This window comes from Spirosoma soli (genome assembly GCF_042684525.1).
Classification (GTDB): Bacteria; Bacteroidota; Bacteroidia; order Cytophagales; family Spirosomataceae; genus Spirosoma; species Spirosoma soli.
In genome coordinates, this window is the sequence record NZ_JBHULN010000025.1 from 1 (window position 1) to 26,430 (window position 26,430).

The window sequence follows — 26,430 nt, forward strand, 5'->3', positions numbered from 1 at the left end:
GTCAGATCACGATGCGCTTTCCCAAGAAGATTCATGCCGTTACGGAAGCGGGTTTTCTGATTAAGCTTGTCTTGTTTCTGTTGGCCTATGCCCTCGAAACAAGCTTATGACATACAACTTAGATTAAGTAATAAATCAGGCTACGTTATGATGCTTTTCTTCACAGCAATAGATAAGTATACTCAGTTTCGGGAGTTTTCTTGCCAGCTCAATCTTATTGAGGATGGTTTTCAGGTGATAAGCTCTATTACATCTCAAGGAGACGTAATTATTAAAGCTCATGTTATTGATGGTGATGGGCACATGGATTTGCCAGTCGAAGTATTTGATGGAAGCTCGTTTATCGAGCCCATTCAACAATTAAGGGAGCAATGGCAGGAGGCTTTAGCGAATCCTGTTAAGCAACGTACTGATCATGAGCTTATATTGTTGACTCACCAGCGTATCCGCCAGCACAAGACCAGGATAGATAATTGTATCCTGACTATTGACAGGCTTGAAAGACTACTTGAGGAAACCAAAGAACGCATATCGCCCGGCGTTAGGAGGTTCAGACTTATTAGCCATTACCAACGAATCATTGCTAACTATCAGTACCAGCTAACTAAAGCACAGGCCTGTTGTGAGTCGACAATGACCCAGCTGAATCGGATAGCAGTATGATGAGCAACGCGACACATTCTTCCGATTACAACGTTTTATTAACTAAAAGACCACTGGGGAAGATATAAACGAAAAATAGACGCTTTAACGAGCGTCTATTTTTCGTTTATAGGTCAGTTCGGTTAACCGCTTCAGGTGAGCGGTTGAGAGAGTACCTATACTAAACCAGCGCTTGTTCTACGCTAGCTTTACCTTTTAAGACCGAACCATTAACCGAATCGGCCACTGATTTAACGGCGTTTTTGGCCGAGCTGAGCGCTTTGCCTGCTTTATAGCGATACAGCAACCGATCGTAGGCATTGGCGTTTCGGTACTGAGCCGCAATCACAAGGCCTGCTATAGCCACGGCTGCAATACCAATGCCCAGGGCTAATGCTGACGATTCTTTTTCTTCTTCGGCTTCATTCCGATCTTTCATCTGTGCCCGGGCGGCCTGGCTTACTACCGAGTCGGGAAGTACGCGGAAGGCGGCCGCCTGCATCTTGGTCGAAAACCCTGCGATGGCCTTATCTTTCCCTTTCATCAGGGCGTTGTAGCCTTCTTTGGCTACGTCGGCGGGGCTCATCGAGCGGGCCTGCTCCTGGGCTACCGTATTGCTGGCGCCGGCCTTGTTGAAGAAATCAGTATCGGTTGCGGGGGGCATCAACACCGTGATGGCGATGTTGGTGTCTTTGACCTCATTGCGCAGGGCTTCTGAGAACGAGTAGATAAATGATTTCGTCGCTCCATACACGGCCATCAACGGATTTGGCATAATGGAAGCAATCGAACCAAGCATCAAAATTTTACCTTCATTCCGCTGCACCATATCTTTCAGGAACAGCTTCGTCAGGTGAACGAGCGCTGTCAGGTTAACCTGAATTACGTTTAGCTCCTTCTGCAAATCGGTTTCAGTGGCAAACTTGCCATACTCGCCAAAACCAGCATTGTTGACCAACGTGTTAACCGTAACATTTTGCCGGGTTACTTCGTCATAAATTTCTTGAGGAGCCTGTGGGTCGGAAAGGTCTTTTTCAATCACAGTAATGGACGAGGTACCAAACTGCTGCTTGAATTTGTCGGCAATGTCCTGCAGCTTGTCTTCGCTGCGAGCTACCAATACGAGGTTGTAGCCATCTTTGGCAAACAATGTCGCTAACTCGCGACCAATACCGCTCGATGCTCCCGTGATAAGGGCAGTTTTTCCAACTTCTGTTGTCATAGTAGTTGAGTAAATTAATTGGGTTATCTTTCACTCAACCCATCGACGGCGAAGTTGTTTGTTAAAATAGGAATGAGTGGAGTAGCCGCAAACCCTGGCGGCTGTTCTTTACCTACTCCACTCTCTTCACTTATTTTACTACGACTTTCACGTCAATCTTGCGTAAGGTCGGTTTGGGAGCCCCCGACGTATCGCGCAGGCTCACCCCGCTACCCCGCCCGATGGCGTCAATGCGGAGGTAATCGATGCCCGACGACATCAATTGTTGCTTGATCTGATTGACGCGCTTGAACGACAAACTTTTGTTAGTAAGAGCCCCTTGCGCATCGTTGGCGTAGCCAATCAGTTGAACCTGTAATTGGGGATACGTTTTGAGTAACGTTGCCAATTCGCCCACAGCCGCCAGCGATCCAGGCGTCATTGAGAGCGACCCTGGCTGAAAGGTTACGCCCGTCAGAGGAAACACCCGACCTTTAGGTAAAGCGGCATTGCCAATGTAAGGGGCCATTACCTGAGTCAGATTACCCGGTGTGTTACTAGTCGGAAGGCCCGTGGTTGCGGTAGTTGCGCTTGGTACGGCCGAGGTGGATCTGGGGGGCGTTTTAGTGGTGCTATCCTTAGGAACTGCCAGTGAACGGGCAACCGTATCGGCTTGTACTGTATCGCCCTCAATCGTTGATATTTCGCTTACAGCCTCGCCGTTGTTGGCGTATTTCTGCGTGTTCTGGTAAACATAATACCCACCAATACCAATGGCTAACGCTAGCAGAGCACCTACCCCCCATTTCGCCAGTGAATTGTTGTCGTTATTCGAATCATCGACCGGGTCGTAGCTAACAGACGGGCGAGTGGTCGTAACTGTAGCGCGGGATGCCGTACTCGAGGTAGTGGCAACTGGGCGAATCGGTGATTCAACCGTGGTGCGTCGGGCGGGCGCAGCTATTCCCGCTACAACTTGCTGCAACCCCACTTTTTCGACCAGTCGGGGCATGAACTCCTCCGGAACCGCATTGACGAAGGCTTCCCGTTCGGAAAATAGCGATGCGGCTAACCCGTCGGCGTCTATTTTTTGCTCTTTGGCGCGTTTCCCTAATACGTGCAGCACAATCGTTGTTGTAAGGCCCAACAACGAAATGGCCGAAGAGTTACGGATACCAGCATAGCTCGAGATCATGCTGCCAATGGAGCTCTTCATGGCCGGCAGGAGGTGGCTGATCACATCGTTACCCTGCGTAATCAGTGTGTTCGTATGGGTTGGGTCGCGCAGCACGTTGGCCAGGTTTTCCGTCAGCGAACCGTCATAACGCCCTTTCTGGATATGGTTATAAAGCTGGTTAACACCAATTTCGGTGGTTGTTCGTTTCATCAACCCACCAATAATCGTGTAAATCAGTCCATCAACGGCTTTATTAGTTTTTTCGGTAGGTTCGTCAATGTAGGCAGCAATGCGCGACAGAACGTCCGAATTTAGTACTTCATGTATAGTGGCAAACAAATTCATATAGAATGGGCTCAATCAGGTAGCAGTGGGTGCTTTAGCTTACAACACAACCGGTCGGAATACCGACCAAAACAGCACGGGGGCACCCCGGAGGCATCTACCCCGGGGATAAAATTAGGTAAGGTTTATCAAACGTCACATAAGACTGAATGATAAAATTCCCATTTCTATCGCTTAGGTAATCGCTCGATGACTTCCTGGTACTCTGTTTCAACCGCTCGCAGTCGCTCCTGGCAGTATGTGATGAGTTCAGTCGCCAGCCTTATTTTGCCGGGAAGCTCGTCCAGAGTGACCTGTTCGTTTTCAATTTCATACACCAGCGTCGTTAGTTGATCGTACGCATCCTGGTAGGTCATTTTTTAAGTTGTGTAGTTATAAGGTTGTAAAGTAATACAGTTGTAGAGATTTAAGTTGTAGCTGGCAAAACAGTGAACTGGTGCATATAAACAACGCTATAACTTCATGACTCTACAACTCAACAACTTTAGTAGTAATGGTGCCGTCGTGCATTTGTATCTGAAGCGTTTCGCCCGATTGTATGTCGGTCGTTTGTGTCAGAATACGTCCGTTTCGAAGCAGTAATCCATATCCCCGGCGCAACACATTGGCTGGATCGAGGTGACGTAATGTTACGGCTTTTTCGGTCAGCTCAGTGTGGCGATCACGGAAATAGGTGTACGTCACAAACCGCAGCCGTTCGGTTTCCACGTCAATCTGCTCCCGAGCCGTTTGCAAGGCGTCGCGCGCTGCCACGCTTAATCGGTCACGGAGCTGAAGGCAACCCTCTTCAAACAACCGATTGTGGTCGATTAAAAACGCAGCCGCTTTGGTTGGCGTTTTCACACTTTCGTGGCAAAGCAGGTCGGTGATGCTGACGTTCCGCTCGTGACCGATACCTGCCAGAATAGGAATGGTAAAGCCCGCTACGGTATGCCCCATCAACAGGGTGTCGAATGAGCCAAAGTCGAGCTGCGAGCCACCACCCCGCACAATAACGACGGCATCGTAAGCTACTCCGCTAGAACGAATTCGTTCCAGCTGGCCGCAAATGGCTCGATCGGCTCCCTGCCCCTGTACCTGAGTTAAAAACTCATCCACAACGAAGTCATAGCTAAATGAATTCTGTTTCAGTTCGTGCCGAAAGTCACGCCAGCCATCGGAACCCGGCGAGGCAATGAGCGCCAGGCGTTGGATGACGGTTGGACGTGGGAGGAGTTGGTTCGCCGTAATGTACTGGCCAGCTTCTTGCCAGACCAGATCTGGGTAGTTTTGTACAAGCGCGTCCAGGACCGCCTGTCGCTCGCGTTCAATGTTGCCGAGCGTGTAGGACGGATCAATCTTCAGGATTTCCAGCCGAAGTCCATAGACCGGGCTGAACCCTACCGACACGAGCAGCAGCAGCTGAATATTGCGCGCAAACGCTACGCCCGTTGCCTGCTCAAAATCACGAATGGTATGGTAGTTTTTCCGCCAGATGCAGGCGTCTAATTTAGCCAAAGTTTCATGCCGTCCCGTTGGGCCGTTTTCCCGTTCCACCAGCGTTAGAAAACAGTAGCCGCGGTCAGGGTAGTTTTTTATGTCGCTGGTTTCGGCCACTACCCAAACGGCTTTCTGCCCAAAGGCATCGTCAATGACGGCTTCGAGTGTAAAGGCTAAATCGGAAAGACGAATGGGAGACATCGATAAAGAGTGAAAGAGTGAAAGAGCGGGCCGCCGAAGCGGTGAAAGTTTAGTAGCTGTTTTATTCGCTCTTTCACCGCTTTGGCGGTCCGCTCTTTCACTCATTAATTATAGCCCTTCAAATTGACGCAGGAACCGCACATCGTTTTCGGTGTACAGGCGCAGGTCGTTCACCACGTATTTCAGCTGGGTAATACGTTCGATGCCCATACCAAAGGCAAAGCCGGTATACGCTTCGGGATCGATACCGCAATTCGCAATCACCTGTGGGTCGACCATACCAGATCCGGCAATTTCAACCCAGCCCGAATGTTTACAGATGTTACAGCCAGTGCCCCCACAGATCTGGCAGGAGATGTCGATTTCTGCGCTGGGTTCGGTAAATGGAAAGTAAGACGGCCGAAACCGAATCTGCGTTCCTGGCTCAAACATCTCTTTAACGAAGTGGTACAGAGTATCTTTCAAATCTTTGAACCCAACGTTCCGGTCGATGTATATACCCTCAACCTGATGAAACATGCAGTGGGCCCGTGCTGATATGGTCTCGTTGCGATACACCCGGCCCGGCATAATTGATCGAATTGGCGGTTTCTGGTGTTCCATCAATCGAATCTGCACATTAGAGGTGTGCGTACGTAGCAGTACGTCTTCAGACGAGTTTTCGCCATTCTTCTCCACAAAGAACGTGTCCTGCATATCGCGGGCGGGGTGGTTGTCAGGGAAGTTGAGCGCCCCAAAGTTATACCAGTCGGACTCGATCTCGGGTCCATCGGCGACGTTGAAGCCGATCCGCTCAAATATCTGGATGATCCGCTGCCGAACTAGTGTCAGCGGATGCTGAGTACCCGTCATATTCGGCACGGTCGGAAGGGTCAGATCAACAGGCGGGGCATTGTTAGCCGCCGACCGCTGCTCATCAACCAACCCGCTGAATGACTCGAACCGCTCCTGAGCGAAATTCTTCAGGCCGTTCAGCTCCTGACCTACCGCTCTCCGATCTGCTTGCGGAATGGTTTTCAGGCCTTCAAATAACTCCGTAATAATGCCCTTACGGCTTATAAATCGTAACCGAAACTGTTCTAACTGCTCTTCAGACCGAACGTCGTATTGTTCAATTTCTTGATATATATCTTTTACCTTGTCCAGCATATGCTACGCTTTCTCTTTTCTAACTTAGGCAAAGGTACGTAAAACCTTGGAGAGCTTGGAAAAGGACTTGTCGTCGTACGAAAGGATTGTGGCCTTTTTTACCCAAAAGTGGGGAAAATTTAGACAGTGGGTTCAGCGAAAATGTGCAAAAAACATCGTTGAGTAAGCGGCAGAACCTGATTGATAAATAGATAGTTACATAATAAGTGCAACGGATATATGTACAAATGGGTAACTAGGTCTGATTCTTGCGAGTAAGTGGGCAAGAGAATGCGTTTAAAACAGCGGTCGCAGTAGGTAGATCGATAGTATAAGTTTCTGAATGTCAGCCTCGAACTCATTATAATCAATCATCACTCAAAACGACTATGAAAGCATTTGCTAACGACTCGATTTTCGATCCTATGTCTATGCCATTCCACAAAAGTGTGGAAAAAATTACCGATTCTACTTGTTTGCAAAAGCTGCTCATTCCGTTTTATGATCGCAAACGCACAGTCTCTGTTGATGAAATTGTACGATTAGAAGGTTCGGGAAATTATACAAATTTCTTTCTTAAAGACGGTACCAAAATGCTGGTATCCCGCACGCTGAAAGAGTACGAAACTTTACTCGACGGACAGGCCTTTGTTCGGGTTCATAAGTCCTGCATCGTTAATCTTGGGTTCGTGCGTAAGTTCTTTGTTAAAAAGGAAGGTGAGCTGGAATTGACAGATGGACAGCAGGTTAAGATTTCGCGTCGCCGGGCTCAAATGTTCATGGATCGTATTCGGGAGTTTCAGCCTGTAGCTCTTAGCTAGCTAAATCTAGTGAGGAAATTCCTTGGATTGCGTCAGGAGTAAGTATACGCCCCGCATACGTAAAACTACGTAAAAGGTTGAGTAAATCCACTCAAAGAGAGTTTATATTTAATGCATAACGGCTTGATTAACAATTGGTTGGCTTATAATGCTGACGTTTGTTGATCAGGCCGTTTTTTTGCCAGTAATACCAGTAGGGTAGTTTTGTTTCATCAATCAGATGCTAACACACTGAAACAAAACTATTTCTAACCATGGAAGCTCCTCTTTTCTCATCCCTACAACCCGTTGCCGTTGCTCCTCATTTTCCAGCTTCTTATCAGCGGGGTATGCAGCGTATTGCTTTGCCGTATTTGAACCGTACCATTTTCATCTCTGTGGATGACGTGTTATGCTTACAGGGCGAGGGTAACTATACGTTTCTCTATACACGTGATCGAAAGCGCTATCTGGTATCGAAGACACTCAAAGAATTTGAAAAAATGCTCGACGGGTCGATGTTTCTGCGTATCCATAAGTCATACATTGTTAACCTGGGTTACGTGCAGCAAAGCGTATTCAATAAGGAACGCCAGGTGCGGCTGGCCGACGGGCGTGAGGTTGCTATTTCGCGTCGTCGCATGAAAGATATATCAGTGCAACTTACTCAGTACTGGCAACGGTTGCTTAACTAGCTTGAGCTATCAAATATATTTAGTGGGTTAATTTGACAGACAACCGTTGCTACAAACTCGAGAGGGGGTGGATCGCAACGGTTTGTTTTTTAAAAGTTCATCCAATAAAAAAGGAGACAAGTAATTATTGTCTCCTTTTTATTCTCTATCAAGCAATGGGTCAGAACAATTGGTAGGCCAACGTGACCTGCCATGACCTAAAGCGCTGACTAAACCGGCCAGAATCTCCGTTTATCTGAGCCACTTCAGAAATGTTACCTTCGTAACGGACGTCGAGGCCAAATGAGCCAATATCCAGACCGCCACCTACCTGATACCCGTAATACGCCTTCGACCAGGCATCGTTGAGGGTACCATTCGTGTACTGACGTACCGCTTCGCCCAACCGCTGGTTATCATCAACGCGTAACGATACAACCGGGCCAGCCATTACCCGCAGAGGGCCTCCTTTGAGGCCAAGCAGAATTGGAATGTCGAAACTAGTGGTCTTAACCGTTACCTGCTGCGCCTGGCCATTGCGAACGACCTCAAACGAACCACTGCGGGTCGAATACAATAATTCGGGCTGTAAAAACAGATTCTTTCCAAAACGTGTGTAAATGCCAAACGACGTACCGGTTCGGCTGGCAAAACTGTCATTGATGCTATTGCGAAACGTTTGACCATCAATGTTCACATTAGGCGAGCCGTTGGGGTTAGCGTCGGCTGATATGAAATTTCCAAAGCTAAGCCGGGATAGGTTAACCCCTCCCTTGATACCAATTTGAAAACCGCCCTGAGCAAACGAGAGAGCGGGTAAAATAACAAACGACGCGAAAAGCAGGGTTCTTTTCATAATTTTTGTGTAAATGAACGTGACTTTTGATTAAACGCAAATCAGCGGGAACCGGTGTAAAAATCAACTTATTTCGAGGAAACGGCGTTCTTATAACGAACAGTTAACAGCCAGCAGCACCTTGATTTGATCGTTGGATGTTCGAAAAGCCTACAGGTTTAACGCTGTCATTTTTTTATTAACGGCTGTTCATTGTTAGTTGCTCACCGATTCATATGGCCAAGTTAAAAACTACCTATTTTTGTCAAAATTGCGGCCAGCAGTCGGCCAAATGGTTAGGCCGCTGCCCGTCTTGTGGCGAGTGGAATACCTACGTTGAAGAAGTTGTTCAGAAAGACGAACCCGAAAAAGGGGGGTGGCGGAGTCCATCAGCCGGACCCGGTGGGATAAAAGTAGCCGCCAAGCCCAAAGCTCTTCATGCGATCAACTACGAAGAGCAACCCCGCGTGCACACAACCGACGCTGAGTTAAATCGAGTGCTGGGGGGCGGCATTGTGCAAGGGTCATTGGTGCTTATCGGTGGCGAGCCCGGTATCGGTAAATCGACATTACTATTGCAAATCGCGCTCAGTTTAGCCGGTATGCGCGTCTTGTACGTATCAGGCGAAGAAAGCGAACAGCAGATCAAGATGCGGGCCGAGCGACTCGACGCACCCACCAGCGACTGCCATGTCATGACCGAAACGTCGACGCAGAACATTTTTCGGGTGGTTGAGCACTTCGAGCCAGAGATCTTAATCATCGACTCTATCCAGACCATGCAGTCGTCGTTGGTAGAGTCGGGCGCTGGTAGCGTTTCGCAGGTGCGGGAGTGTACCGCTGAGTTCATGAAATTCGCCAAAGAAAGTGGCGTACCCGTATTCATGATCGGGCATATCACTAAAGAAGGGTCACTGGCCGGCCCCAAAGTGCTGGAGCATATGGTCGATACGGTGTTGACCTTCGAGGGCGACCGGCATACAACATACCGGATTCTGCGCACAACCAAAAACCGGTTTGGTAGTACCGACGAGCTGGGCATCTACGAAATGTTGGGCTCGGGGCTTCGGCAAGTAACGAACCCTTCGGAAATCCTGATCTCGCAACGCGACGAGGCATTGAGTGGCGTAACAATCGGGTCAATGCTGGAAGGTAACCGACCCTTAATGATTGAAACGCAGGCTTTAGTGAGCGTGGCTACCTATGGTACGCCCCAGCGGAGTAGCACCGGTTTTGATGCCAAGCGGTTAAACATGCTACTGGCGGTGCTCGAAAAACGCGGTGGTTTCCGGTTAGGGCAGCAGGACGTATTCTTGAATATAGCCGGCGGGTTACGTGTCGAAGATCCGGCGATTGATCTGGCTGTATGCGCGGCCGTCGTGTCGAGCTACGAAGACATTGCGATTCCGCCATCGGTAGCCTTTGCGGCCGAAGTCGGGTTAGGGGGCGAAGTTCGGGCCGTCAGCCGAATTGAGTCGCGCATTGCTGAAGCCGAGAAGCTGGGCTTTAAGCAGATGTTTATTTCCAAATACAACATGAAAGGTCTGGATACGAAAGGATTCAAGATTAACATCAAACCTGTCTCGCGGTTAGACGAGGTGTTTCAGGGCGTACTTATGTAATTGATTGACTATGTGCGTCGTAACCCTATTGCCGCTTCCAGGGGGCTTTGTGCTTACCTCCAACCGTGACGAGCACATCAGCCGTCCGCGAGCTACCCAGCCCCAGACTTATCAAGTTAATCACCAACTAGTTATTTTCCCTAAAGATCCACAAGGTGGTGGGACGTGGCTGGCTACGTCCGGACCGACAACCGTGTGCCTGCTGAACGGTGCTTTTTTAGACCAACCCAATGAACTAGTATTTAAAGGCGGCCCCCGGAAAAGCCGGGGGCTGGTCGTGCTGGATTATTTTGGCTATGCAACTCCCCGGCAGTTTGCTGATCGATACGACTTTAGCAGCATTGAGCCGTTTACGTTATTGGTCGTTGAGAACATACCGGGTTCGTTGACAATTTACGAGCTGCGTTGGAATGGGCACCAGGTTTATCTCCGGCCTATATCAAATAATCAACCGCATATCTGGTCGTCAGTGACGCTTTACACCATGCCTACCGCCGAGCTACGGAAAAGTTGGCTCGCTGATTTTTTGCGTCAACATCCCAGCTATACGGCCGCTGAACTTTTCGCGTTTCACCAGTCAGCGGGCGATGGTAATCCCGACCATGATTTTGTTATGAATCGCGCCGATGGGCCTGCTGGTGGCGAACCAAACCCTCGAGATGGCGTTCGGACAGTAAGCATAACGCAGATAACGAACTCGAAAACAGAGTTAACAGTACGGTATCGCGATCTTATCTCAGGTGATGAAACAACGGTTTCTCCCTCACAGTGGCTGAATAGCCGGTAGGCCCATGGGCCGGTCAGCCGTTCGCAGCGAACCACCCAACTTAAGAATCGTAAGGAAGTGATGCGCTTCGTGGAGCAGAAAAAACTCCGTCCAGCCCAGGAGCGTCATTGGTCCATAAACCGGATGGAGTCCAATCCGCATGAGCTGTTCCTCGTGCATGATGCTGATAAATGCATTCAGGGCTGCCCGTTCTCCCCGCATCCGCTCCGTCAGCTCTTCAAACGACAACCGGGTCCAATCCGGAAATCCAGGGTCATCGTCGGCAACGTAACGACTGAATGTAGGGGCCTCATCGGCATTGATGTGCTGCATACGATCCAGGAAAACTTCCTGGTATCGACCCAGATGCGCTAGGTTTTCAAAAATAGACCACTTGTCATTTGAAAGTCTTTGGTAAATCTGCTCCTCCGAAAGGCCATACAGCAGGTGAGTAAGGGCGTCAGGCTGCCCCGCTAGTCGATTAAGAAGGGATTGTTTCATAGTCAAGCAATCAACGAATCAACCCCGCAACTTGTTAAGAACCATTTTACGTAACTCTAGTTAACTTACTGGTTAACTAAACCATCACTAAAAAAATACTTGCGTTATGAGTTACATCAAAGCTGGCGTCGATGCTTCTGGCAACGATGTTAATCTATTCTACCAGGATTGGGGTACGGGTAGCCCCGTTGTGTTGATACACGGCTGGCCGTTGAGCCACGAAATGTGGGATTATCAGATGACTGAGCTGCCGCAACATGGCCTACGGGTTATCGCCTATGACCGGCGGGGCTTCGGCAAATCGTCGAAGCCCTGGGACGGCTACGACTACGATACCTTGACCGCCGATTTGAAAGCTGTTCTGGATGCGCTTGATCTGCAAAACGTAACCCTCGTCGGCTTCTCGATGGGTGGGGGCGAAGTAGCCCGCTACATGAGCCGCTACGGTGGGGCGCGGGTAGCCCGCGTAGCGCTGGTAGGAGCTGTAACGCCTTATATGCTGAAAACGGACGACAATCCGGATGGAGTTGACCAAAGTGTGTTCGACGACATGTTGAGCAGTATGAAAAAAGACCGCGCTGACTTCCTCCAAACCTTTGCCAAGCAGTTCTACGGTGTCAACCTGGTGAGTCATCCGGTGAGTCAGGCGCATCTTGAAGGTGATTTTGTGCGGGCATACCTGGCATCGCCCAAAGCAACCATCGATTGCGCTACGTCTTTCTCTACAACCGATTTTCGCAATGATCTAACGCAGATCAATGTGCCGACGCTCATTATTCACGGGGATGCCGATAAGACGGTGCCCATTGAAGCGTCGGGCGAACGAACCGCCGATGCCTTGCCGAATGCACATTACATTGTGTATGATGGCGCTCCGCACGGGTTGTTCTACACCGAACGCGATCGGCTGAATCAAGACCTGATAGCCTTTGTGAAAGAAGGTATACCCGCTGGGCAATCGGCCGGTACGACGACGATTTATTAAATTTAATCTGTTATGAAACGGCCTGTTTTCTTTCTGAGAGCAGGCCGTTTTCTGTTTCAGTAAAGCTGACGATATGTTTTTACGTAGCTCGATGGAGTCTGACCAGTAATGTCTTTGAACTGTCGGTTAAAGTTCGATAACGTTCGGAACCCGCTTTCAAGACTGATCTGCGTAATGTTGAGTTTACCGCCCATGAGCAGTTTGCAGGCATGGCCAATACGTACTTCTGACACAAACTCGGAGAAGGTCTTGTTGGCCCGTGCCTTAAAGTAACGGCAGAAAGCCGGGGGCGTCATGCCTGCCAAATCAGCGACGGTGTCTAAGCTAAGATCGTCGGGGAAATGCTCTAGTACGTAATCGTGCACTTGTTGCATACGACGGTAGGCCGCCCCATCCGTTTCGGCTGGTTTTACCGTATTTGTATAACCGGGACTGGTCAAAAAACGGTAGTCAGTAGCGTGCGAAAGATCGTCCAGCAAGGTCAGTAAACGAAGCACACGGCCAAAACCCGCTGGTTGAGTAGTTAGATTCCGAAGGCTGGCTTCGGTCTGATTACGCGTGGTGCTATTCCATTCGAGACCACGCCGGGCATGATCTAACAGCTGGCGTAGCGACGCCATTTCCTGCTTAGTAAAGAACTCTCTTCCTAAGAAGTCTTCCGAAAAATAGACGACAATGCCCCGCGCTACTAAGGCGGTGGCACGGTCAGTCCGCTTGTCGAAATAAGCTTGGTCGCTACGCCAGAGATGCGGCAGGTTAGGGCCTAGGAAAACTAGATCTCCAGGGCCGAACGGCTTGATAGAATCCCCAATGAATCGTGTACCCGTTCCTTCTTCCACCAGGAATAACTGGTAGTGCGGATGGAAATGCCAGTTTGGGTCAAAATGAGGTTCAACCAGTTCTTTTACCGTAAACGAAGCTCCGACTGGCTCAAGGTCCTTACGAAGCGCTTGTTTCATAGCTAGTCTGTTTATTTTAACTGAAGAAACACTGTATTTTCTGATTTTATGCAAATATAGAGTCAATAATAGGCAAAAAACGCAGAGTAGACTGGGGCCGAATTAGATACATTTGTTTAATTATTTTTTGACTCGATATGAATAAGCTGGGAATGAACTTGTTTGCCTGGACAATGACAATGGATGAAGACTTGTCGGGGACGTTCTTGTTTCTGAAAGAAAGCGGCTTCGACTTTGTTGAAATACCCATCAATGAGTCCGGCGAAAGCCCAAACTACGTCCAAAAATGGCAGCGTATTGGTAACCAACTTCGCGAACTGGAGCTGGATGTGCAAGCCTGTACACTTTGTGGGCCGGAGCAAAGTCTGATCAGTGCTGACGAGCGCATTCGTCGCAACGCCATTGATTACCTGAAACGTGTAGTTGACTGCACAGCAGCCGCTGGTGCAACGATTCTGATGGGCCCGTTCTACGCCGGTTTTAAATTGTTCACCGGGCAGCCCGCCACCCAGCAGGAATGGGACTGGTCGGTGACGGGTATGCGCCAAGTAGCCGAACATGCTCAAAGGCAGGGCGTTGTGCTGGCGATGGAGTACTTGAATCGGTTTGAAACGTATCTGCTCACCTGCGCCGACGATCTGGCGCGGTACATTGACGAAGTAAACCACCCGAATTGCCGGGCCGCTTTTGATACGTTTCATGCCAACATTGAGGAGAAAAGTATCGCAGAAGCCCTACGAACCATCGCGCCCCACCTGGTGCATGTGCAGATCTCGGAGAACGACCGCTCAACGCCGGGAAAAGGCCACGTTAACTTCGATGAGGTGTTTAGTACCTTAAACGAGATAGGATATGAAGGCCCAATTGCCATTGAAGCCTTTGGCGTAAAGCCAGCAGCACTGGCATCTGCCGCCCATATTTTCCGGCCTATGTTCGACTCGCCGGAGCAACTGGCTGCCGATGGATTAGCATTTTTAAAGAGCGAACTAGTGAAAGAGCGAAAGAGTGCTTTTGCGTGACTCACTCGCTAATTTCGCTGTTGACCGCTCTTTCACTCATTCACTCTCTTACTCTTTATGAAACTTAACATTGCTATTGTTGGCCTTGGCTTTGGGGCCGAATTTATTCCAATCTACCAGCGGCATCCGCAGGCGAATATGTACGCAATTTGCCAACGTAATGTTCAAAAGCTCAATGAAATTGGTGATGCCTACGGCATTGCCACCCGATACAATAATTATGATGATGTGCTGGCCGACCCCGCTGTAGATGCCGTACATATCAACTCGCCAATTCCGAACCATGCCGAGCAAAGCCTGAAAGCCTTGCGGGCTGGTAAACACGTTGCCTGCACAGTGCCGATGGCTACAACGGTAGAGGAGTGCCTGGAGATTGTGAAAGCTTGTAAGGAGAGTGGCAAGAAGTACATGATGATGGAAACGGTGGTATACAGCCGTGAATTTCTGTTCGTTAAAGAATTATACGAAAAAGGGGAATTAGGTAAAGTTCAGTTCCTGAAGGCAAGTCACCAGCAGGATATGGATGGCTGGCCCGACTACTGGCCTGGTTTGCCGCCCATGCACTATGCCACGCACTGCGTTGGCCCGGTAGCGGGTCTATTGAAACTTCAGGCCGACTACGTATCTTGTTTCGGGTCGGGCACGATTCGGGAAGAGCTGGCCAAAATTCACAACTCACCGTTTGCTGTGGAGTCGGCACATATCAAGTTCAAGGACAGCGATCTATCGGCCTATGTGTATCGGTCGCTGTTCGACGTAGCGCGGCAGTACCGCGAGAGTTTTGAAGTCTATGGCGATAAGAAGTCGTTTGAATGGCAGTTGATTGAAGACGAGCAGCCCGTCATCCATACGGCCAAGAAGCCGGAGCCTGAAATTCCCGAGAAAGTGACGGTGCCCGATTACGCTCATTTGCTGCCAGAGCCAATCCAGCGCTTCACAACCAAGGGCGTGTACGATGCCGACGAGCAGCAGCATTTGTCGTTTACGCAGGGCGGTGGTCATGGCGGATCGCACCCGCACATGGTGCATGAGTTTGTTAGCGCGATTGTCGAAGACCGCGAGCCGTTTCCAAACGCAGCCCAGTCGGCCAATTGGACAAGCGTTGGTATTCTGGCCCACGAGTCGGCCCTGCGAGGTGGCGAGATTATGAAGTTGCCAGATTTTGCGAAGGCATGAATGAATCGCCCGTGATGTTACGGCTGGAAAAAACGGTGCCGGGTAACCCGCAAACCGGACATGTTCCAGCCGAACATTACATAATTGTTGAAAAGAAGTCAAACACCAATGTAGGCGCTATTCGGCTTCGTCTGAGCGATCAGGAGGACATTCTGTTCTATGCTGGGCATATCGGTTATAATATAGACGAAGCCTTTCGAGGCCAACATTACGCAGCTTATGCCTGCCTGGAATTGAAGTCAATTGCGATTGAGCATCGGTTTACGACGCTGTGGATCACCTGTGATCCTGATAACTGGCCTTCACGACGAACCTGTGAACGCGTCGGTGCGGAATTGGTCGAAATTGTTGATATACCAGAGTACATTGATATGTACCAGGACGGCGAACGACAAAAGTGTCGCTACCGATGGCAATTAATAGGAAGCAGTATATGAAACGACTACCCTTATGTTAATTAAGCAAATGAAAATAGTGTTGGCTGTGGCGCTTATCACGGCACTTACCCAATGCGCCCGTCGACCGTCAAATGGCACACGTGATTTGTCGGCCGAAGCTAATAAGTCCGGAGGTCTGCACCCACGCCGGACCGAAATCCTGTTTCTGGGCGATAACGGTCACCACAAACCCATCGAGCGGGTGCCTCAGCTGATGGCAGCATTAGGTAACAAAGGAATCAACATTACCTATACCGACAAGCTGGAAGACATTAACCCGGAGAATTTAGCCAAGTACGATGGGCTGCTGATCTACGCCAACTGGGACAGTATTCCTAAAGTGCAGGAAAAAGCCTTGCTTGATTACGTAGCGTCGGGGAAAGGGCTGATTCCAGTGCATTGCGCGTCATACTGCTTCCGCAATTCGCCCGAATACGTCGACAAAGTGGTGGGCGGGCAGTTTTGGCGGCACCGCATGGACACCATTCAAACGCGCTTCACGCAACCGAACAGTCCTCTTACGGCAGGATTGCCATCGTTCAAGGCCTACGACGAAACGTATCTGCACACGCATTTGCAGGCTGACAACAACGTATTGGCTGTGCGTCCAATTAAGCCCGACCAGGCGAAAGATAAGCCTAACGTAGCCGAGGAACCGTACACCTGGACGCGCCAATACGGTAAAGGTCGGGTGTTCTATACGGCGTATGGCCACGATGAACGCACCTGGAGCCAGCCCGGATTTCAGCAACTGCTGGAGCGCGGCATTTTATGGGCCGTCGGCGACAATGTTAAGAAGCTACATGATGCGCTGAACCCACAGCCGTTTGCCTATCAGGAAGCCAATCTTCCTAACTACGAAAAACGGCCCGGTGCACAGCTGCAACAGAAACCGCTCTCTCCCGAAGAATCCATGAAGCACATTCAGATTCCGGCTGGTTTCACGCTGGATCTGTTCGCCCATGAGCCAAACGTCATGCACCCGATTGCCCTGGCCTGGGATGAACGCGGACGACTGTATGCCCTCATTACGAAGGATTATCCAAACGAACGCAAACCCGAAGGAGGCTCTGATTACATCGTTATCTGCGAAGACACTGACAAGGACGGCAAAGCAGATAAGTTTACGAACTTCGCTGAGGGACTGAGTATTCCGACCGGAATGGCATTTGGCAATGGCGGTTTGTACGTATCACAGGCTCCACACATGCTGTTTTTGCAGGATACCAACGGTGATGATAAAGCCGATGTCAAAAAGATTGTTTTCACCGGATTCGGTACTTACGACACTCATGCCGGACCGAGCAACTTGCACTATGGCTTCGATAACTGGATCTGGGGCAGCGTTGGTTATGCTGGTTTTAAGGGTAAAGTAGGGGCCGATAGTGTAAAATTTAGCCAGGGTTTTTTCCGCTTTAAACCTGATGGTACTCAGCTTGAATACGTGACGAGCACGTCCAACAACACTTGGGGGATGGCCTTCAACGAAACGGGAGACGTTTTCGGTAGTACGGCCAATAACTCGCACGGCTGGTACATGGCTATTCCGAGCCGGTATTTTCATGGTGGAGCACACTTACGCGAGAACGGTAGTCGTAGTACCGATACTCACAAGGATATGAAACCCATTACGCCCCGCGTTCGTCAGGTTGACGTGTTCGGCGGATTTACGGCGGCAGCGGGGCATAATCTGTATACCGCCCGCGCCTTTCCGAAGAAATATTGGAACAAGGTCGCTTTCGTTTCGGAGCCGACCGGACACATTGTGCACCAGAACGTGATGCAGAAGCAAGGTACCGACTACGAAGACGCTGAAGGGTTCAATTTAATGGCGGGCGCCGATGAGTGGTTTGCGCCCGTATTTGCTGAGGTTGGCCCGGATGGCGCCGTGTGGGTGGTTGACTGGTACAGCTTTATTATCCAGCACAATCCGACGCCTAAAGGTGCTAGCAATGGGTCGGGTAATGCCTACGAAACCCCACTGCGCGATTTCACCCACGGCCGCATTTATCGCGTCGGCTACGGTAAAGCACCGGCTTATACACCCATGGCGCTGAGCAAAGATCGCCCGGCTGAATTGGTAGCCGCGTTGAAAAACACAAACATGTTCTGGCGGACAACGGCCCAACGGCTTTTAATCGAACGTAACAACAAGGACGTGGTGCCCCAACTGATTGAACTAGTGAAAGATCAGTCGGTAGACGAAATCGGTATCAATCCGGCCGCTATACACGCTCTGTGGACGTTGAAAGGCTTAGGAGCGTTGGATGGTTCAGATCAGTCAGTAACGACAGCGGCACTCAAGCATACTTGCGCTGGTGTTCGTAAAACGGCCGTACAGGTGATGCCCCGCAACCAGGAATCGGCCAATGCGTTATTACAAGCGGATGTACTAAACGATAAGGAGCCGTTGGTGGTGCTAAACGCCCTCTTGGCATTCTCCGAAATGCCTCAAACGGCACCCATTCAGAAAGCAATCTTGGCGCGTCTCGATAAAGCCAATGAAGTCGATGATCGCTGGATGCCCGATGCGTTTGCCGCCGTGTTGAACAACAACAATGGCCAGCTCATGAAGGCCTACCTGAAGCAGGTATCTGCCAATGCGCCAACCCGTTCAACGGTAACTCCTTCGTCGCCGGATGCACCACAACGATCTAGTCAGTCTGGAATGAAGCAGAGCGGAGGCCCCAGCGCCCCGGATGTTGTACACGATCATACCAAGATGCATCCGGGTAGCGAGAACGCACCGGATCTGGTCATAGCTGCCATCCGCACCACGCCCGAGTCGCCCGCGGTTCGGGAGCGAGCACAAGTGTTCGTCGACGTAAAGAACCAGGGGGGAATAGCTATTCCGGCTGGTACGCCCATCCCATTATCCATCCGAATTGAAGGGCCAACTGGCGTAGCCGATGCTGCCAAGATTGACTACGTGAGCGTTGTTCATAACACGGGTATCAAACCCGGCGAAACGGTAACCATTAGCAAAGGCAACAATGGTCCCTGGAGTACTGACTTCATGATGCAGTTCGACCGCGCTGGGAAGTACGCCATCACCGTAATGCTCGACCGGGATAACACGATTGCAGAAGGTAACGAACAGAACAACAACGTCACACACACGCTTACGTATCGTGCTCCGCAAAGCTTAAGTGCTTATGTACTGGAACGAGCAACGCGCAGCTACGCATCTACGGCACCTGTCGACTCTGTTGTTATGTTGCTTCGGCAAGCCCAGAAGCTCGATGTTGCTCAGAGTGAGGCCATAGTCAAAGGCGTATCGGAAGGCTGGAACCTGAAGCAAAAGGCAAATGTGAACGAGGCCGACAAAACTTTTCTGGCCAGCTTGACCAGCTCAGTTTCGTCTGATAACCGCGAACGTTTAAATCGCCTTTACGAAGCCTGGGGCATCAACAAAGCCGAACCTGTTGATCCTAACGTCGAGGTTGTACGTCTGAAAACGGTGCGGGAAGAAATGCGGTACGATAAGAAGACATTCACCGTTACGGCGGGTAAGCAAGTTGAACTCGTGCTGGAGAATCCGGACGCTATGCAACATAACATAGTGATTGGTAAGCCAAAAAGCATGGACATCATCGGCGCGGCTGCCGATAAGATGATTACGGCCAAAGACGGTGCCGACAAAAGCTACGTACCGAGTATTCCGCAGATCATTGCCGCTTCGCCCCTGGTCAATCCGGATCAGACATATCGGCTGAAGTTTACAGCGCCCGCCCAACCCGGCGACTACCCGTTCGTCTGTACCTTCCCTGGTCACTGGCGCATCATGAACGGAATCATGAAGGTAGTAAGCAGTCCGCAGGCAACCCTCAGCAAATAAGGTGGTTAACAGCTTGCTGGTAAACAGAAGCGTCGTCGGTAAACATCTTTTAGGATGGACCGACGACGCTTTTATTTTGAACGTGTTTAGGTTAAGATGAATGGGGTATTTAAGCGGCCTCTCGAATGGATACGTTATCTGTGCGGGAGGGAAGTAAGGCTTTGTTGGGCACCCAAATCATAAATTCGCTGCCTTCCCCAGGCTGGCTCTTCACATCTATTCTCCAGTTATGCGCATGAATAATGCGCTGAACGTAGCTTAACCCTAAGCCGAACCCTTTTACGCTGGGTTGATTGTTATCGTGAACCCGGAAGAAAGGCTGAAAAATCTGGTTGATGAACTGCGGAGGAATGCCTACACCCCGGTCGCATACGGCAATCAACAGGCCATTGGCGTTTATTTCGGTATGTAACGTGATTTCGGGCTGGTTAGTACTGTATTTTACTGCATTGTCAACCAGGTTATGTAATACGTTGGTCAGGTGTAATCGGTCGGCCAAAAGCTGCAAATCGGTCCCTAGCAGGCATAAACGTAGGTAATCGCCATGCCGTTCGGCCACAGAGCGTAAGAGTTGGTGCAATTGAACGGGCTCGGGATTTAACGTCAACGTATTGCGGTCGGCCCGAGCCAGGGTGAGCATGGTTTCGACCTGGTGCTGGAGCCGTTCGGTCTCTTCCCGGATGATACGGATGTATTTATCCGTACGTTCCGGTTGGTTCCGCGCGATGGGTGAATCGAGAATGTCAGCGGCCATCCGAATGGCGGTTATCGGCGTCTGAAATTCATGCACTAATGAATGCAACACTTCGGTTTGCACCATAGAACGTTGCCGACGGTGAAGTAACCGCCACAAAGCATAACCCAGCAATACCTGAGAAGCTAACGCCATCAGGAAGAGAGCCAGCCAGCGTAAGCTTGGTGGCACTATAAGCACGCCTTCTGACAATACAGACCAATTCCAGTAGATCAGCCCGCCTGTGAGTGTAGAAAGTAAAAGCGCTACAGTAAGGAATGGGAAAGTAGAACGTTGGGTCATAAAGTCAAGTTGGTAAAAAGAGTCAAGTTCATTATATACGGTAGGTTTTACTAAAAAGATGTTTACTATCTACTCAGTTAGTGGACTAAATATTTATGTAAATGTCAGAAAAAAATCGTTACATCTGCAACAGTTAGTAACAAAAAAAGCCCGCCTAAGGCGGGCTCATAAAAGTAGTATACTTAATTTGCAGATTTACAACGTATCTGGCTGAGTGTCACTGCTGGCTGGGGTACTCGTTGTGGGGGCAGCTGGCCGTGGTGCCTTAGGCTTGGGGGCTGCAACGGGCTTAGCAGGCGTCGCTTTAGGGCGAGCTGTCGTAGCGCGGGGAGCTAATGTAGTAGGCTCAGAAGCTGTAATGGCACCAGCTTCGCTTGCTTTTAGGTTAGCCTTGCGTTTAGCATTCTTTTCGCTCTTCGACGCGTTCTTCTTCGCTTTAGCTTCGTCCTTCTTAGACTTTTTCGCCTGCTTCTCGGCTAGCTTGGCTGGTTTACTTTTCTGCTTTTCATCTTTGTCCATCAATTTGGCCAGTTTCTTCGCCAGCTTCTCGGCTGACTTCTCGATGGACTTTTTCATTTTTTTCGAGGCCTCGCCAGCTTCGCTTAGCTTGGCTTCAATTGAACTCACTATGTCTGTGGCCAGTGATTTCTGCTTTGTTTTTTTTGTCTTATTTGCCATTGGTTTGAAAGAAAAAATTTACAAATAAATACGCTTTTTCTGTGACAATCAAAAATCCAATGTTAAGTTTTTATTACTTTTTGGAAGAAGTCCCAGCAGACAATGCCGGCTGTCACCGCGATATTTAATGAATGCTTAGTGCCAAACTGAGGAATTTCGAGGACCAGGTCTGCCAAACTGATGAGTTCATCCCGTACGCCGGTCACCTCGTTACCCAACACGAATGCATAGGGTTTGTTCAGGACAGGGGCAAAATCGCTTAGTGATACACTGCCATCAGCCTGTTCTACAGCGGCTACGATCCACCCATTTTTTTGTAAATCTTTCACCAGCGACACTAGGTCAGGTATGTGCTCCCAAGTGACAGATTCAGTAGCACCAAGGGCTGTTTTCGTAATGTCGCGGTGGGGAGGAGTACCGGTAATACCACCAAGATACAGTTTCTCTGCCCGGAAAGCGTCAGCCGTTCGAAACACAGATCCTACGTTATTCAGGCTACGTATATCGTCCAGAATCAGACAATAGGGAAACTTAGGAGCATCTTTAAAATCGGAGACAGATAGACGGTTTAGTTCGTCGAGGGAAAGTTTTCGAACAGGCATCGCGTGGGGTGACCAGATAATTTTTACGCAAAAGTAAGCGGTTACCAACAGAAGATACGTTAATCTGGGCAGGATTCAGTAGGCGTTTAGTGATGCAGATAATGGCTAATCTACTGAAGGTATGTGACTTGATAGCCAAAAATAGATTGTAGTAAGCACGCTTCTGGCCTTATAATTGTCTATCTGCCAGGTATGGCATCTGGCAGTGAATGCGCCTGCTACGTGAATTATTAGTAACGGACTATGGACATTTTGGAAACGATTCGCAGAGTTATTGCTTCTCGCTCGTTCCAACACGAAGAGGAGGTTATAGACCCTTGTTTCTGGCGAGTCGATATGCACTCTCATTTATTACCGGGCGTCGACGATGGCGTTAGTAATCTGGAGCAGACGGTTGCGTGTTTAAAGCAGCTGGCCTCCTGGGGCATCCGCAAAGTAATTACAACGCCCCACGTCAGTGGCGATTGGTACCCCAATGAATCGACTCAGTTGAAGGCCAGTCAGGCGATGTTGCAGGCATTAGCCAATGAGAATGGTCTTGATTTACAGGTTGAAGTGGCGGCAGAGTATCTCCTTGATGAGTTTTTCCCGGAATTGCTGAATACTGATGCCTTGTTGACCTTTGGCCCGGCGCGTTACGTGCTGGTTGAACTTGGCTGGGCCGCTGCTCCGTTATATCTGGACGATCTGCTATTTCGCCTACGCGCAAAAGGCTATACGCCTATACTGGCTCACCCTGAGCGATATACGTATTATCATGATAACCCCTCAGCGCTGGCGCATTTGCACGAGAACGGCTATCTGTTTCAACTCAATTGGGGATCGCTAACGGGACGTTATGGAGAACGTGTGCAGGCTCAGGCCCGCTTTTTACTAAAGAAAGGATGGGTCGATTTTTTGGGAAGCGATTTGCATCGCCCTACCGATCTGAAAGCGTTGGCAACCTTATTTAAAATGCCCGAATATGAGCAGTTAAAAAGTCAGCCGCTTCTGAACGAATCTCTGTGCTAATCAAAAATTCGCTCTTAAACTGTTTGCCTGAGGGTATCCCGTAACAACTGACGAATGTCGTGTAAGGCATCGCGGATGTCAATAAGCAGGGCCTGATCGCTGTCTATTGGCTGTTGGCCAGTTCGGGCATTAATGAGTTTTTGCCGTTGCTCGAGAATCTGTGTACGAAAGTTTTGCGCATCAATGATACCGATTAACTCCATGTTGTGCGCCTGATTGGGGCTTTGGCCAGCCGTTTCAAACTTCAGGATGCACAGATCAAAGTAACGTAATAGTGGTCCTGCCACAAACGTAACATCCTGAATGTTTTCGAGCGGAATGGTCTTCTCGACCTGCACAATGATGCCTTTTTGAAAGCGTAACGAACGTTCCGTCAACTCACAATCGAGTTTGTGAAAATAATGTCGGCTCCACCACTGCCCAACGCCCAGTAACCAGAACGGAAGTAATACGATACCAAACACGGTCGCCACCAGAATAGCCGCTGTATACAGCAGCAGATACGTTCTGATGATCGGGTTAAACTGAGCTTTAAACGGGAGAGAAGGTTCGGAATGAGTCATCACAAGCAGAGAATTTAGGGATGAGGCCAGGCTTAGATACAGGGCAAAAAATAGCCACTTTCTCGGTAAAATTTGGTATTTTTGTTTAAAATAATAGCCTCCGATTAGTGAAACCAGCCACTGCAGTAAAGCCTCAGAAGAAGACTAACGAAACGCCCCTCAACCGCCAATATAATCAGATTAAAGCGAAGTACCCCGGCGCGTTGCTGCTCTTTCGCGTTGGCGATTTTTACGAAACCTTCGGCGAAGATGCGGTTAAGGCCAGTAAAATACTGGGCATTACGCTGACCAAACGTAACAACGGCGGGTCGAATGAAGAACTCGCCGGTTTTCCGCATCACTCGTTGGATACGCACTTACCCAAACTCGTTCGGGCGGGCGAACGTGTCGCCATTTGCGATCAGTTAGAAGATCCGGCTGTGGCCAAGGGTATTGTCCGGCGGGGCGTTACCGAGCTGGTGACACCCGGCGTTTCGTTTAACGATAATGTGCTTGACACCCGACGCAACAACTACCTCGCGGCTGTGCATTTTGGCAAAGGCTCAGATGAATTTGGCGTCTCGTTTCTGGACATTTCAACCGGTGAGTTTTTAGCATCGCAGGGAAATGCGGCTTATGTTGATAAACTACTGCAAAGTTTCAACCCGTCGGAGGTGCTGTACTGCAAGCGCAATCGGCAGGAGTTCGGCGCGTTGTTTGGCGATAAATTTCATACCTACACGCTCGAAGACTGGGCGTTTACGTATGACTTTGGCTACAACTTTCTGAAGCAGCATTTTCAGACTACGTCGCTCAAAGGGTTTGGTATTGAAGGCTTGCCCGATGGCATCATTGCCGCTGGAGTAATCCTGCATTACCTGAACGAGACGGAGCACAAAGACCTTCAGCACATAACGCGGGTAACGCGACTTGAAGAAGACCGGTATGTATGGCTTGACCGCTTTACGATCCGTAACCTTGAATTGACGGCCGCGCAGCAGGAAGGTGGCGTCCCCTTGATTCAGATTCTGGATCAAACCGTTACGCCGATGGGGGCCCGCTTACTACGCAAATGGTTAAGCCTGCCGCTTAAGGAAAAAGCCTTGATCGACGAGCGTCTGAACATGGTCGAATTGCTGGTAGACGACATTGATCTGGCCGATACCATGGTCAATCACCTCCGGCAAATCGGTGATCTCGAACGACTGGTATCAAAAGTAGCCGTTCGGCGCATCAACCCGCGCGAGTTGCTGCAACTCAAACGGTCGCTCCAGCACGTGCTGCCGATTAAAGAGATGCTAATTACAGCTTTGGCACAGAACGAAGCGCCGTCGCTGAAGAAATACGCCGACCAGCTTAACCCGGTGGCGTTTCTGCTCGACCGTATTGAAGCCGAACTGCGCGAAGACCCGCCGACGCTCTCGAACCAGGGCGGCATGATTAAACCGGGGATCAATCCTGAGCTGGACGAACTAACTTCTATTGCCTATTCGGGTAAGGACTACCTGCTTCAGTTGCAGGAACGCGAAGTGCAACGGACGGGCATAAGTTCGCTTAAAGTGGCCTACAATAAAGTTTTCGGCTACTATCTTGAAGTGACACATGCCCATAAGAATCGCGTGCCCGAGGACTGGATTCGGAAGCAGACCCTCGTGAACGCCGAACGCTACATCACGCCAGAACTCAAAGAATACGAAGAAAAAATCCTGAACGCCGAGGAACAGATTTTCCAGATCGAAGCCCGGATGTTCAACGATATGGTCATTGCCGCTGGTGAATACGTCGGAGCTATTCAGCAGAACGCTCGCGTCTTATCCGTGCTGGATGTCCTGGCGTCGTTTGCCCGTGTGGCGGTGAAGAACAAATACGTTCGACCACAGATCAACGAAAGCAAGGTGCTGAACATTAAGGACGGCCGCCACCCCGTAATTGAGCAACAGTTGCCACCGGGGGAGCCGTACATCCCGAACGATATCTATCTGGACGACGAAACGCAACAGATTATCATCATTACCGGGCCAAACATGGCTGGTAAATCAGCGTTGTTGCGCCAAACGGCCTTAATTGTGCTCATGGCACAGTCGGGTAGTTTTGTACCGGCATCATCGGCGGAAGTTGGCCTGGTCGACAAGATCTTTACGCGGGTAGGGGCGTCGGATAACCTCTCGCGGGGCGAAAGTACGTTCATGGTCGAGATGACCGAAACCGCCAGCATCCTGAACAACCTCAGCGAACGGAGTCTTGTCTTGATGGATGAAATCGGGCGGGGAACGAGCACTTACGACGGTGTGTCGATTGCCTGGTCGATTACGGAATATCTGCACAACAAAACGGATTGCCGCCCCAAGACGCTGTTTGCCACGCACTACCACGAATTGAATGATTTGGCAACCGACAACCCCCGGATCAAAAATTTTAACGTGGCGGTGAAGGAAATGGGCAACAAGGTCATTTTCCTGCGGAAGTTGAAAGAAGGTGGTTCGGAGCATAGTTTCGGTATTCACGTCGCACAAATGGCCGGGATGCCCGCTCAGATCGTTACGCGGGCTGGTGAAATCTTAAAGCAGTTAGAGTCATCGCACGGAAGAGAAGCCAACCGCGAGAAGATTCGGGAAGCAGCACCGGCCCAGCCTGAGCTGGCGCTGAAGATCTTTGAAGCGGGTGATCCTAAAGCCGAAATGATCAAAGACAAACTCCGCGCCATTGATGTAAATCGCCTGACGCCAATTGAAGCGTTGCTGAAGTTGAATGAGTTGCTGAAGTTGGCGGAGTGATC

At 49.9% G+C, this 26,430-nt stretch carries 24 protein-coding genes and 1 pseudogene; 13 read left to right on the forward strand and 12 right to left on the reverse strand.

Annotation, left to right across the window (positions count from 1 at the left end; translation table 11 throughout):
• Together ACFSUS_RS29190 and ACFSUS_RS26275 are read left to right on the forward strand one after the other, a co-directional pair.
• Positions 1-110, forward strand: a pseudogene (locus ACFSUS_RS29190) (IS982 family transposase); the annotation flags it as partial.
• Between the two features lie 37 nt (positions 111-147).
• On the forward strand, positions 148-663 hold the full coding sequence (locus tag ACFSUS_RS26275; RefSeq protein WP_381527547.1) for a hypothetical protein: 516 nt from the start codon (positions 148-150) through the stop codon (positions 661-663).
• Between the two features lie 160 nt (positions 664-823).
• Here ACFSUS_RS26275 and ACFSUS_RS26280 read toward each other — a convergent pair whose 3' ends face one another.
• From ACFSUS_RS26280 to pheS, 5 genes are all read right to left on the reverse strand, one after another.
• Complete coding sequence (locus ACFSUS_RS26280) at positions 824-1,864, reverse strand: SDR family NAD(P)-dependent oxidoreductase (protein WP_381527549.1); 1,041 nt, start codon at positions 1,862-1,864, stop codon at positions 824-826.
• Between the two features lie 130 nt (positions 1,865-1,994).
• Positions 1,995-3,365 carry a DUF937 domain-containing protein gene (locus ACFSUS_RS26285; RefSeq protein WP_381527551.1) on the reverse strand — a complete coding sequence of 457 codons (1,371 nt, stop codon included), beginning with the start codon at positions 3,363-3,365 and terminating at the stop codon, positions 1,995-1,997.
• A gap of 167 nt (positions 3,366-3,532) precedes the next feature.
• Positions 3,533-3,721 carry an exodeoxyribonuclease VII small subunit gene (gene xseB, locus ACFSUS_RS26290; RefSeq protein ID WP_381527553.1) on the reverse strand — a complete coding sequence of 63 codons (189 nt, stop codon included), beginning with the start codon at positions 3,719-3,721 and terminating at the stop codon, positions 3,533-3,535.
• 112 nt (positions 3,722-3,833) lie between these two features.
• Entirely contained in the window at positions 3,834-5,045 is a 1,212-nt protein-coding gene (locus tag ACFSUS_RS26295; RefSeq protein WP_381527555.1) for an exodeoxyribonuclease VII large subunit, read from the reverse strand.
• A 108-nt stretch (positions 5,046-5,153) separates the two neighbouring features.
• Positions 5,154-6,194, reverse strand: coding sequence for a phenylalanine--tRNA ligase subunit alpha (pheS, locus tag ACFSUS_RS26300; protein ID WP_381527557.1), 1,041 nt, complete (start codon positions 6,192-6,194; stop codon positions 5,154-5,156).
• Positions 6,195-6,562: 368 nt separating this feature from the next.
• Here pheS and ACFSUS_RS26305 point away from each other — a divergent pair, with 368 nt between their 5' ends.
• Together ACFSUS_RS26305 and ACFSUS_RS26310 are read left to right on the forward strand one after the other, a co-directional pair.
• Positions 6,563-6,994 carry a LytR/AlgR family response regulator transcription factor gene (locus tag ACFSUS_RS26305; protein ID WP_381527559.1) on the forward strand — a complete coding sequence of 144 codons (432 nt, stop codon included), beginning with the start codon at positions 6,563-6,565 and terminating at the stop codon, positions 6,992-6,994.
• A gap of 254 nt (positions 6,995-7,248) precedes the next feature.
• Positions 7,249-7,668, forward strand: a complete 420-nt coding sequence (locus ACFSUS_RS26310; RefSeq protein ID WP_381527562.1) for a LytR/AlgR family response regulator transcription factor — start codon at positions 7,249-7,251, stop codon at positions 7,666-7,668.
• Between the two features lie 160 nt (positions 7,669-7,828).
• Here ACFSUS_RS26310 and ACFSUS_RS26315 read toward each other — a convergent pair whose 3' ends face one another.
• Complete coding sequence (locus ACFSUS_RS26315) at positions 7,829-8,503, reverse strand: porin family protein (RefSeq protein ID WP_381527564.1); 675 nt, start codon at positions 8,501-8,503, stop codon at positions 7,829-7,831.
• Positions 8,504-8,718: 215 nt separating this feature from the next.
• On the opposite strand from ACFSUS_RS26315, the gene radA reads away from it, so the two are divergent.
• Both radA and ACFSUS_RS26325 read left to right on the forward strand, forming a co-directional pair.
• Positions 8,719-10,104, forward strand: coding sequence for a DNA repair protein RadA (gene radA / locus ACFSUS_RS26320; RefSeq protein WP_381527566.1), 1,386 nt, complete (start codon positions 8,719-8,721; stop codon positions 10,102-10,104).
• Between the two features lie 10 nt (positions 10,105-10,114).
• Complete coding sequence (locus ACFSUS_RS26325) at positions 10,115-10,891, forward strand: NRDE family protein (RefSeq protein ID WP_381527568.1); 777 nt, start codon at positions 10,115-10,117, stop codon at positions 10,889-10,891.
• Here the strand turns inward: ACFSUS_RS26325 and ACFSUS_RS26330 are convergent.
• Positions 10,868-11,371, reverse strand: a complete 504-nt coding sequence (locus ACFSUS_RS26330) for a DinB family protein (protein WP_381527570.1) — start codon at positions 11,369-11,371, stop codon at positions 10,868-10,870. The two genes, ACFSUS_RS26325 and ACFSUS_RS26330, sit on opposite strands and share 24 nt — an antisense overlap.
• Positions 11,372-11,477: 106 nt before the next feature.
• Here ACFSUS_RS26330 and ACFSUS_RS26335 point away from each other — a divergent pair, with 106 nt between their 5' ends.
• Positions 11,478-12,356, forward strand: a complete 879-nt coding sequence (locus ACFSUS_RS26335) for an alpha/beta fold hydrolase (protein ID WP_381527572.1) — start codon at positions 11,478-11,480, stop codon at positions 12,354-12,356.
• A gap of 56 nt (positions 12,357-12,412) precedes the next feature.
• Here ACFSUS_RS26335 and ACFSUS_RS26340 read toward each other — a convergent pair whose 3' ends face one another.
• Complete coding sequence (locus ACFSUS_RS26340) at positions 12,413-13,315, reverse strand: AraC family transcriptional regulator (RefSeq protein ID WP_381527574.1); 903 nt, start codon at positions 13,313-13,315, stop codon at positions 12,413-12,415.
• A 137-nt stretch (positions 13,316-13,452) separates the two neighbouring features.
• Between ACFSUS_RS26340 and ACFSUS_RS26345 the strand changes: the two genes are divergently transcribed.
• From ACFSUS_RS26345 to ACFSUS_RS26360, 4 genes are read left to right on the forward strand one after another with little or no spacing between them, the layout of a single operon-like run.
• Positions 13,453-14,334: a sugar phosphate isomerase/epimerase family protein gene (locus ACFSUS_RS26345; RefSeq protein WP_381527575.1), complete on the forward strand. Its 882-nt coding sequence runs from the start codon at positions 13,453-13,455 to the stop codon at positions 14,332-14,334.
• 57 nt (positions 14,335-14,391) lie between these two features.
• Complete coding sequence (locus ACFSUS_RS26350) at positions 14,392-15,510, forward strand: Gfo/Idh/MocA family protein (RefSeq protein WP_381527577.1); 1,119 nt, start codon at positions 14,392-14,394, stop codon at positions 15,508-15,510.
• Positions 15,507-15,947, forward strand: coding sequence for a GNAT family N-acetyltransferase (locus tag ACFSUS_RS26355; RefSeq protein ID WP_381527579.1), 441 nt, complete (start codon positions 15,507-15,509; stop codon positions 15,945-15,947). Before ACFSUS_RS26350 ends, ACFSUS_RS26355 begins: the two co-directional genes overlap by 4 nt.
• 13 nt (positions 15,948-15,960) lie before the next feature.
• Complete coding sequence (locus tag ACFSUS_RS26360; protein WP_381527581.1) at positions 15,961-19,785, forward strand: PVC-type heme-binding CxxCH protein; 3,825 nt, start codon at positions 15,961-15,963, stop codon at positions 19,783-19,785.
• A gap of 109 nt (positions 19,786-19,894) precedes the next feature.
• Here ACFSUS_RS26360 and ACFSUS_RS26365 read toward each other — a convergent pair whose 3' ends face one another.
• The 3 genes from ACFSUS_RS26365 to ACFSUS_RS26375 all read right to left on the reverse strand — a co-directional run bounded on the left by ACFSUS_RS26365 (position 19,895) and on the right by ACFSUS_RS26375 (position 22,101).
• Positions 19,895-20,821, reverse strand: coding sequence for a sensor histidine kinase (locus ACFSUS_RS26365; RefSeq protein WP_381527583.1), 927 nt, complete (start codon positions 20,819-20,821; stop codon positions 19,895-19,897).
• Positions 20,822-21,016: 195 nt separating this feature from the next.
• Entirely contained in the window at positions 21,017-21,499 is a 483-nt protein-coding gene (locus ACFSUS_RS26370; RefSeq protein ID WP_381527586.1) for a hypothetical protein, read from the reverse strand.
• Between the two features lie 62 nt (positions 21,500-21,561).
• Positions 21,562-22,101: an RNA methyltransferase gene (locus ACFSUS_RS26375; protein WP_381527589.1), complete on the reverse strand. Its 540-nt coding sequence runs from the start codon at positions 22,099-22,101 to the stop codon at positions 21,562-21,564.
• 243 nt (positions 22,102-22,344) lie between these two features.
• Here ACFSUS_RS26375 and ACFSUS_RS26380 point away from each other — a divergent pair, with 243 nt between their 5' ends.
• Complete coding sequence (locus tag ACFSUS_RS26380) at positions 22,345-23,112, forward strand: tyrosine-protein phosphatase (RefSeq protein ID WP_381527591.1); 768 nt, start codon at positions 22,345-22,347, stop codon at positions 23,110-23,112.
• Between the two features lie 14 nt (positions 23,113-23,126).
• On the opposite strand, the gene ACFSUS_RS26385 is transcribed toward ACFSUS_RS26380, so the two are convergent.
• Positions 23,127-23,675 (reverse strand): PH domain-containing protein, encoded by a 549-nt coding sequence (locus tag ACFSUS_RS26385; RefSeq protein WP_381527593.1) that lies wholly within the window; start codon positions 23,673-23,675, stop codon positions 23,127-23,129.
• Between the two features lie 107 nt (positions 23,676-23,782).
• Between ACFSUS_RS26385 and mutS the strand changes: the two genes are divergently transcribed.
• Positions 23,783-26,428: a DNA mismatch repair protein MutS gene (gene mutS / locus ACFSUS_RS26390; protein WP_381527595.1), complete on the forward strand. Its 2,646-nt coding sequence runs from the start codon at positions 23,783-23,785 to the stop codon at positions 26,426-26,428.
• Positions 26,429-26,430: the final 2 nt, after the last annotated feature.

Bases quoted from the DNA above. Each gene is read 5' to 3' on its own strand.
- ACFSUS_RS26275 (WP_381527547.1), top strand. From the start codon at position 148: ATGATGCTTTTCTTCACAGCAATAGATAAGTATACTCAGTTTCGGGAG.
- ACFSUS_RS26280 (WP_381527549.1), bottom strand. From the start codon at position 1,864: ATGACAACAGAAGTTGGAAAAACTGCCCTTATCACGGGAGCATCGAGC.
- ACFSUS_RS26285 (WP_381527551.1), bottom strand. From the start codon at position 3,365: ATGAATTTGTTTGCCACTATACATGAAGTACTAAATTCGGACGTTCTG.
- xseB (WP_381527553.1), bottom strand. From the start codon at position 3,721: ATGACCTACCAGGATGCGTACGATCAACTAACGACGCTGGTGTATGAA.
- ACFSUS_RS26295 (WP_381527555.1), bottom strand. From the start codon at position 5,045: ATGTCTCCCATTCGTCTTTCCGATTTAGCCTTTACACTCGAAGCCGTC.
- pheS (WP_381527557.1), bottom strand. From the start codon at position 6,194: ATGCTGGACAAGGTAAAAGATATATATCAAGAAATTGAACAATACGAC.
- ACFSUS_RS26305 (WP_381527559.1), top strand. From the start codon at position 6,563: ATGAAAGCATTTGCTAACGACTCGATTTTCGATCCTATGTCTATGCCA.
- ACFSUS_RS26310 (WP_381527562.1), top strand. From the start codon at position 7,249: ATGGAAGCTCCTCTTTTCTCATCCCTACAACCCGTTGCCGTTGCTCCT.
- ACFSUS_RS26315 (WP_381527564.1), bottom strand. From the start codon at position 8,503: ATGAAAAGAACCCTGCTTTTCGCGTCGTTTGTTATTTTACCCGCTCTC.
- radA (WP_381527566.1), top strand. From the start codon at position 8,719: ATGGCCAAGTTAAAAACTACCTATTTTTGTCAAAATTGCGGCCAGCAG.
- ACFSUS_RS26325 (WP_381527568.1), top strand. From the start codon at position 10,115: ATGTGCGTCGTAACCCTATTGCCGCTTCCAGGGGGCTTTGTGCTTACC.
- ACFSUS_RS26330 (WP_381527570.1), bottom strand. From the start codon at position 11,371: ATGAAACAATCCCTTCTTAATCGACTAGCGGGGCAGCCTGACGCCCTT.
- ACFSUS_RS26335 (WP_381527572.1), top strand. From the start codon at position 11,478: ATGAGTTACATCAAAGCTGGCGTCGATGCTTCTGGCAACGATGTTAAT.
- ACFSUS_RS26340 (WP_381527574.1), bottom strand. From the start codon at position 13,315: ATGAAACAAGCGCTTCGTAAGGACCTTGAGCCAGTCGGAGCTTCGTTT.
- ACFSUS_RS26345 (WP_381527575.1), top strand. From the start codon at position 13,453: ATGAATAAGCTGGGAATGAACTTGTTTGCCTGGACAATGACAATGGAT.
- ACFSUS_RS26350 (WP_381527577.1), top strand. From the start codon at position 14,392: ATGAAACTTAACATTGCTATTGTTGGCCTTGGCTTTGGGGCCGAATTT.
- ACFSUS_RS26355 (WP_381527579.1), top strand. From the start codon at position 15,507: ATGAATGAATCGCCCGTGATGTTACGGCTGGAAAAAACGGTGCCGGGT.
- ACFSUS_RS26360 (WP_381527581.1), top strand. From the start codon at position 15,961: ATGTTAATTAAGCAAATGAAAATAGTGTTGGCTGTGGCGCTTATCACG.
- ACFSUS_RS26365 (WP_381527583.1), bottom strand. From the start codon at position 20,821: ATGACCCAACGTTCTACTTTCCCATTCCTTACTGTAGCGCTTTTACTT.
- ACFSUS_RS26370 (WP_381527586.1), bottom strand. From the start codon at position 21,499: ATGGCAAATAAGACAAAAAAAACAAAGCAGAAATCACTGGCCACAGAC.
- ACFSUS_RS26375 (WP_381527589.1), bottom strand. From the start codon at position 22,101: ATGCCTGTTCGAAAACTTTCCCTCGACGAACTAAACCGTCTATCTGTC.
- ACFSUS_RS26380 (WP_381527591.1), top strand. From the start codon at position 22,345: ATGGACATTTTGGAAACGATTCGCAGAGTTATTGCTTCTCGCTCGTTC.
- ACFSUS_RS26385 (WP_381527593.1), bottom strand. From the start codon at position 23,675: ATGACTCATTCCGAACCTTCTCTCCCGTTTAAAGCTCAGTTTAACCCG.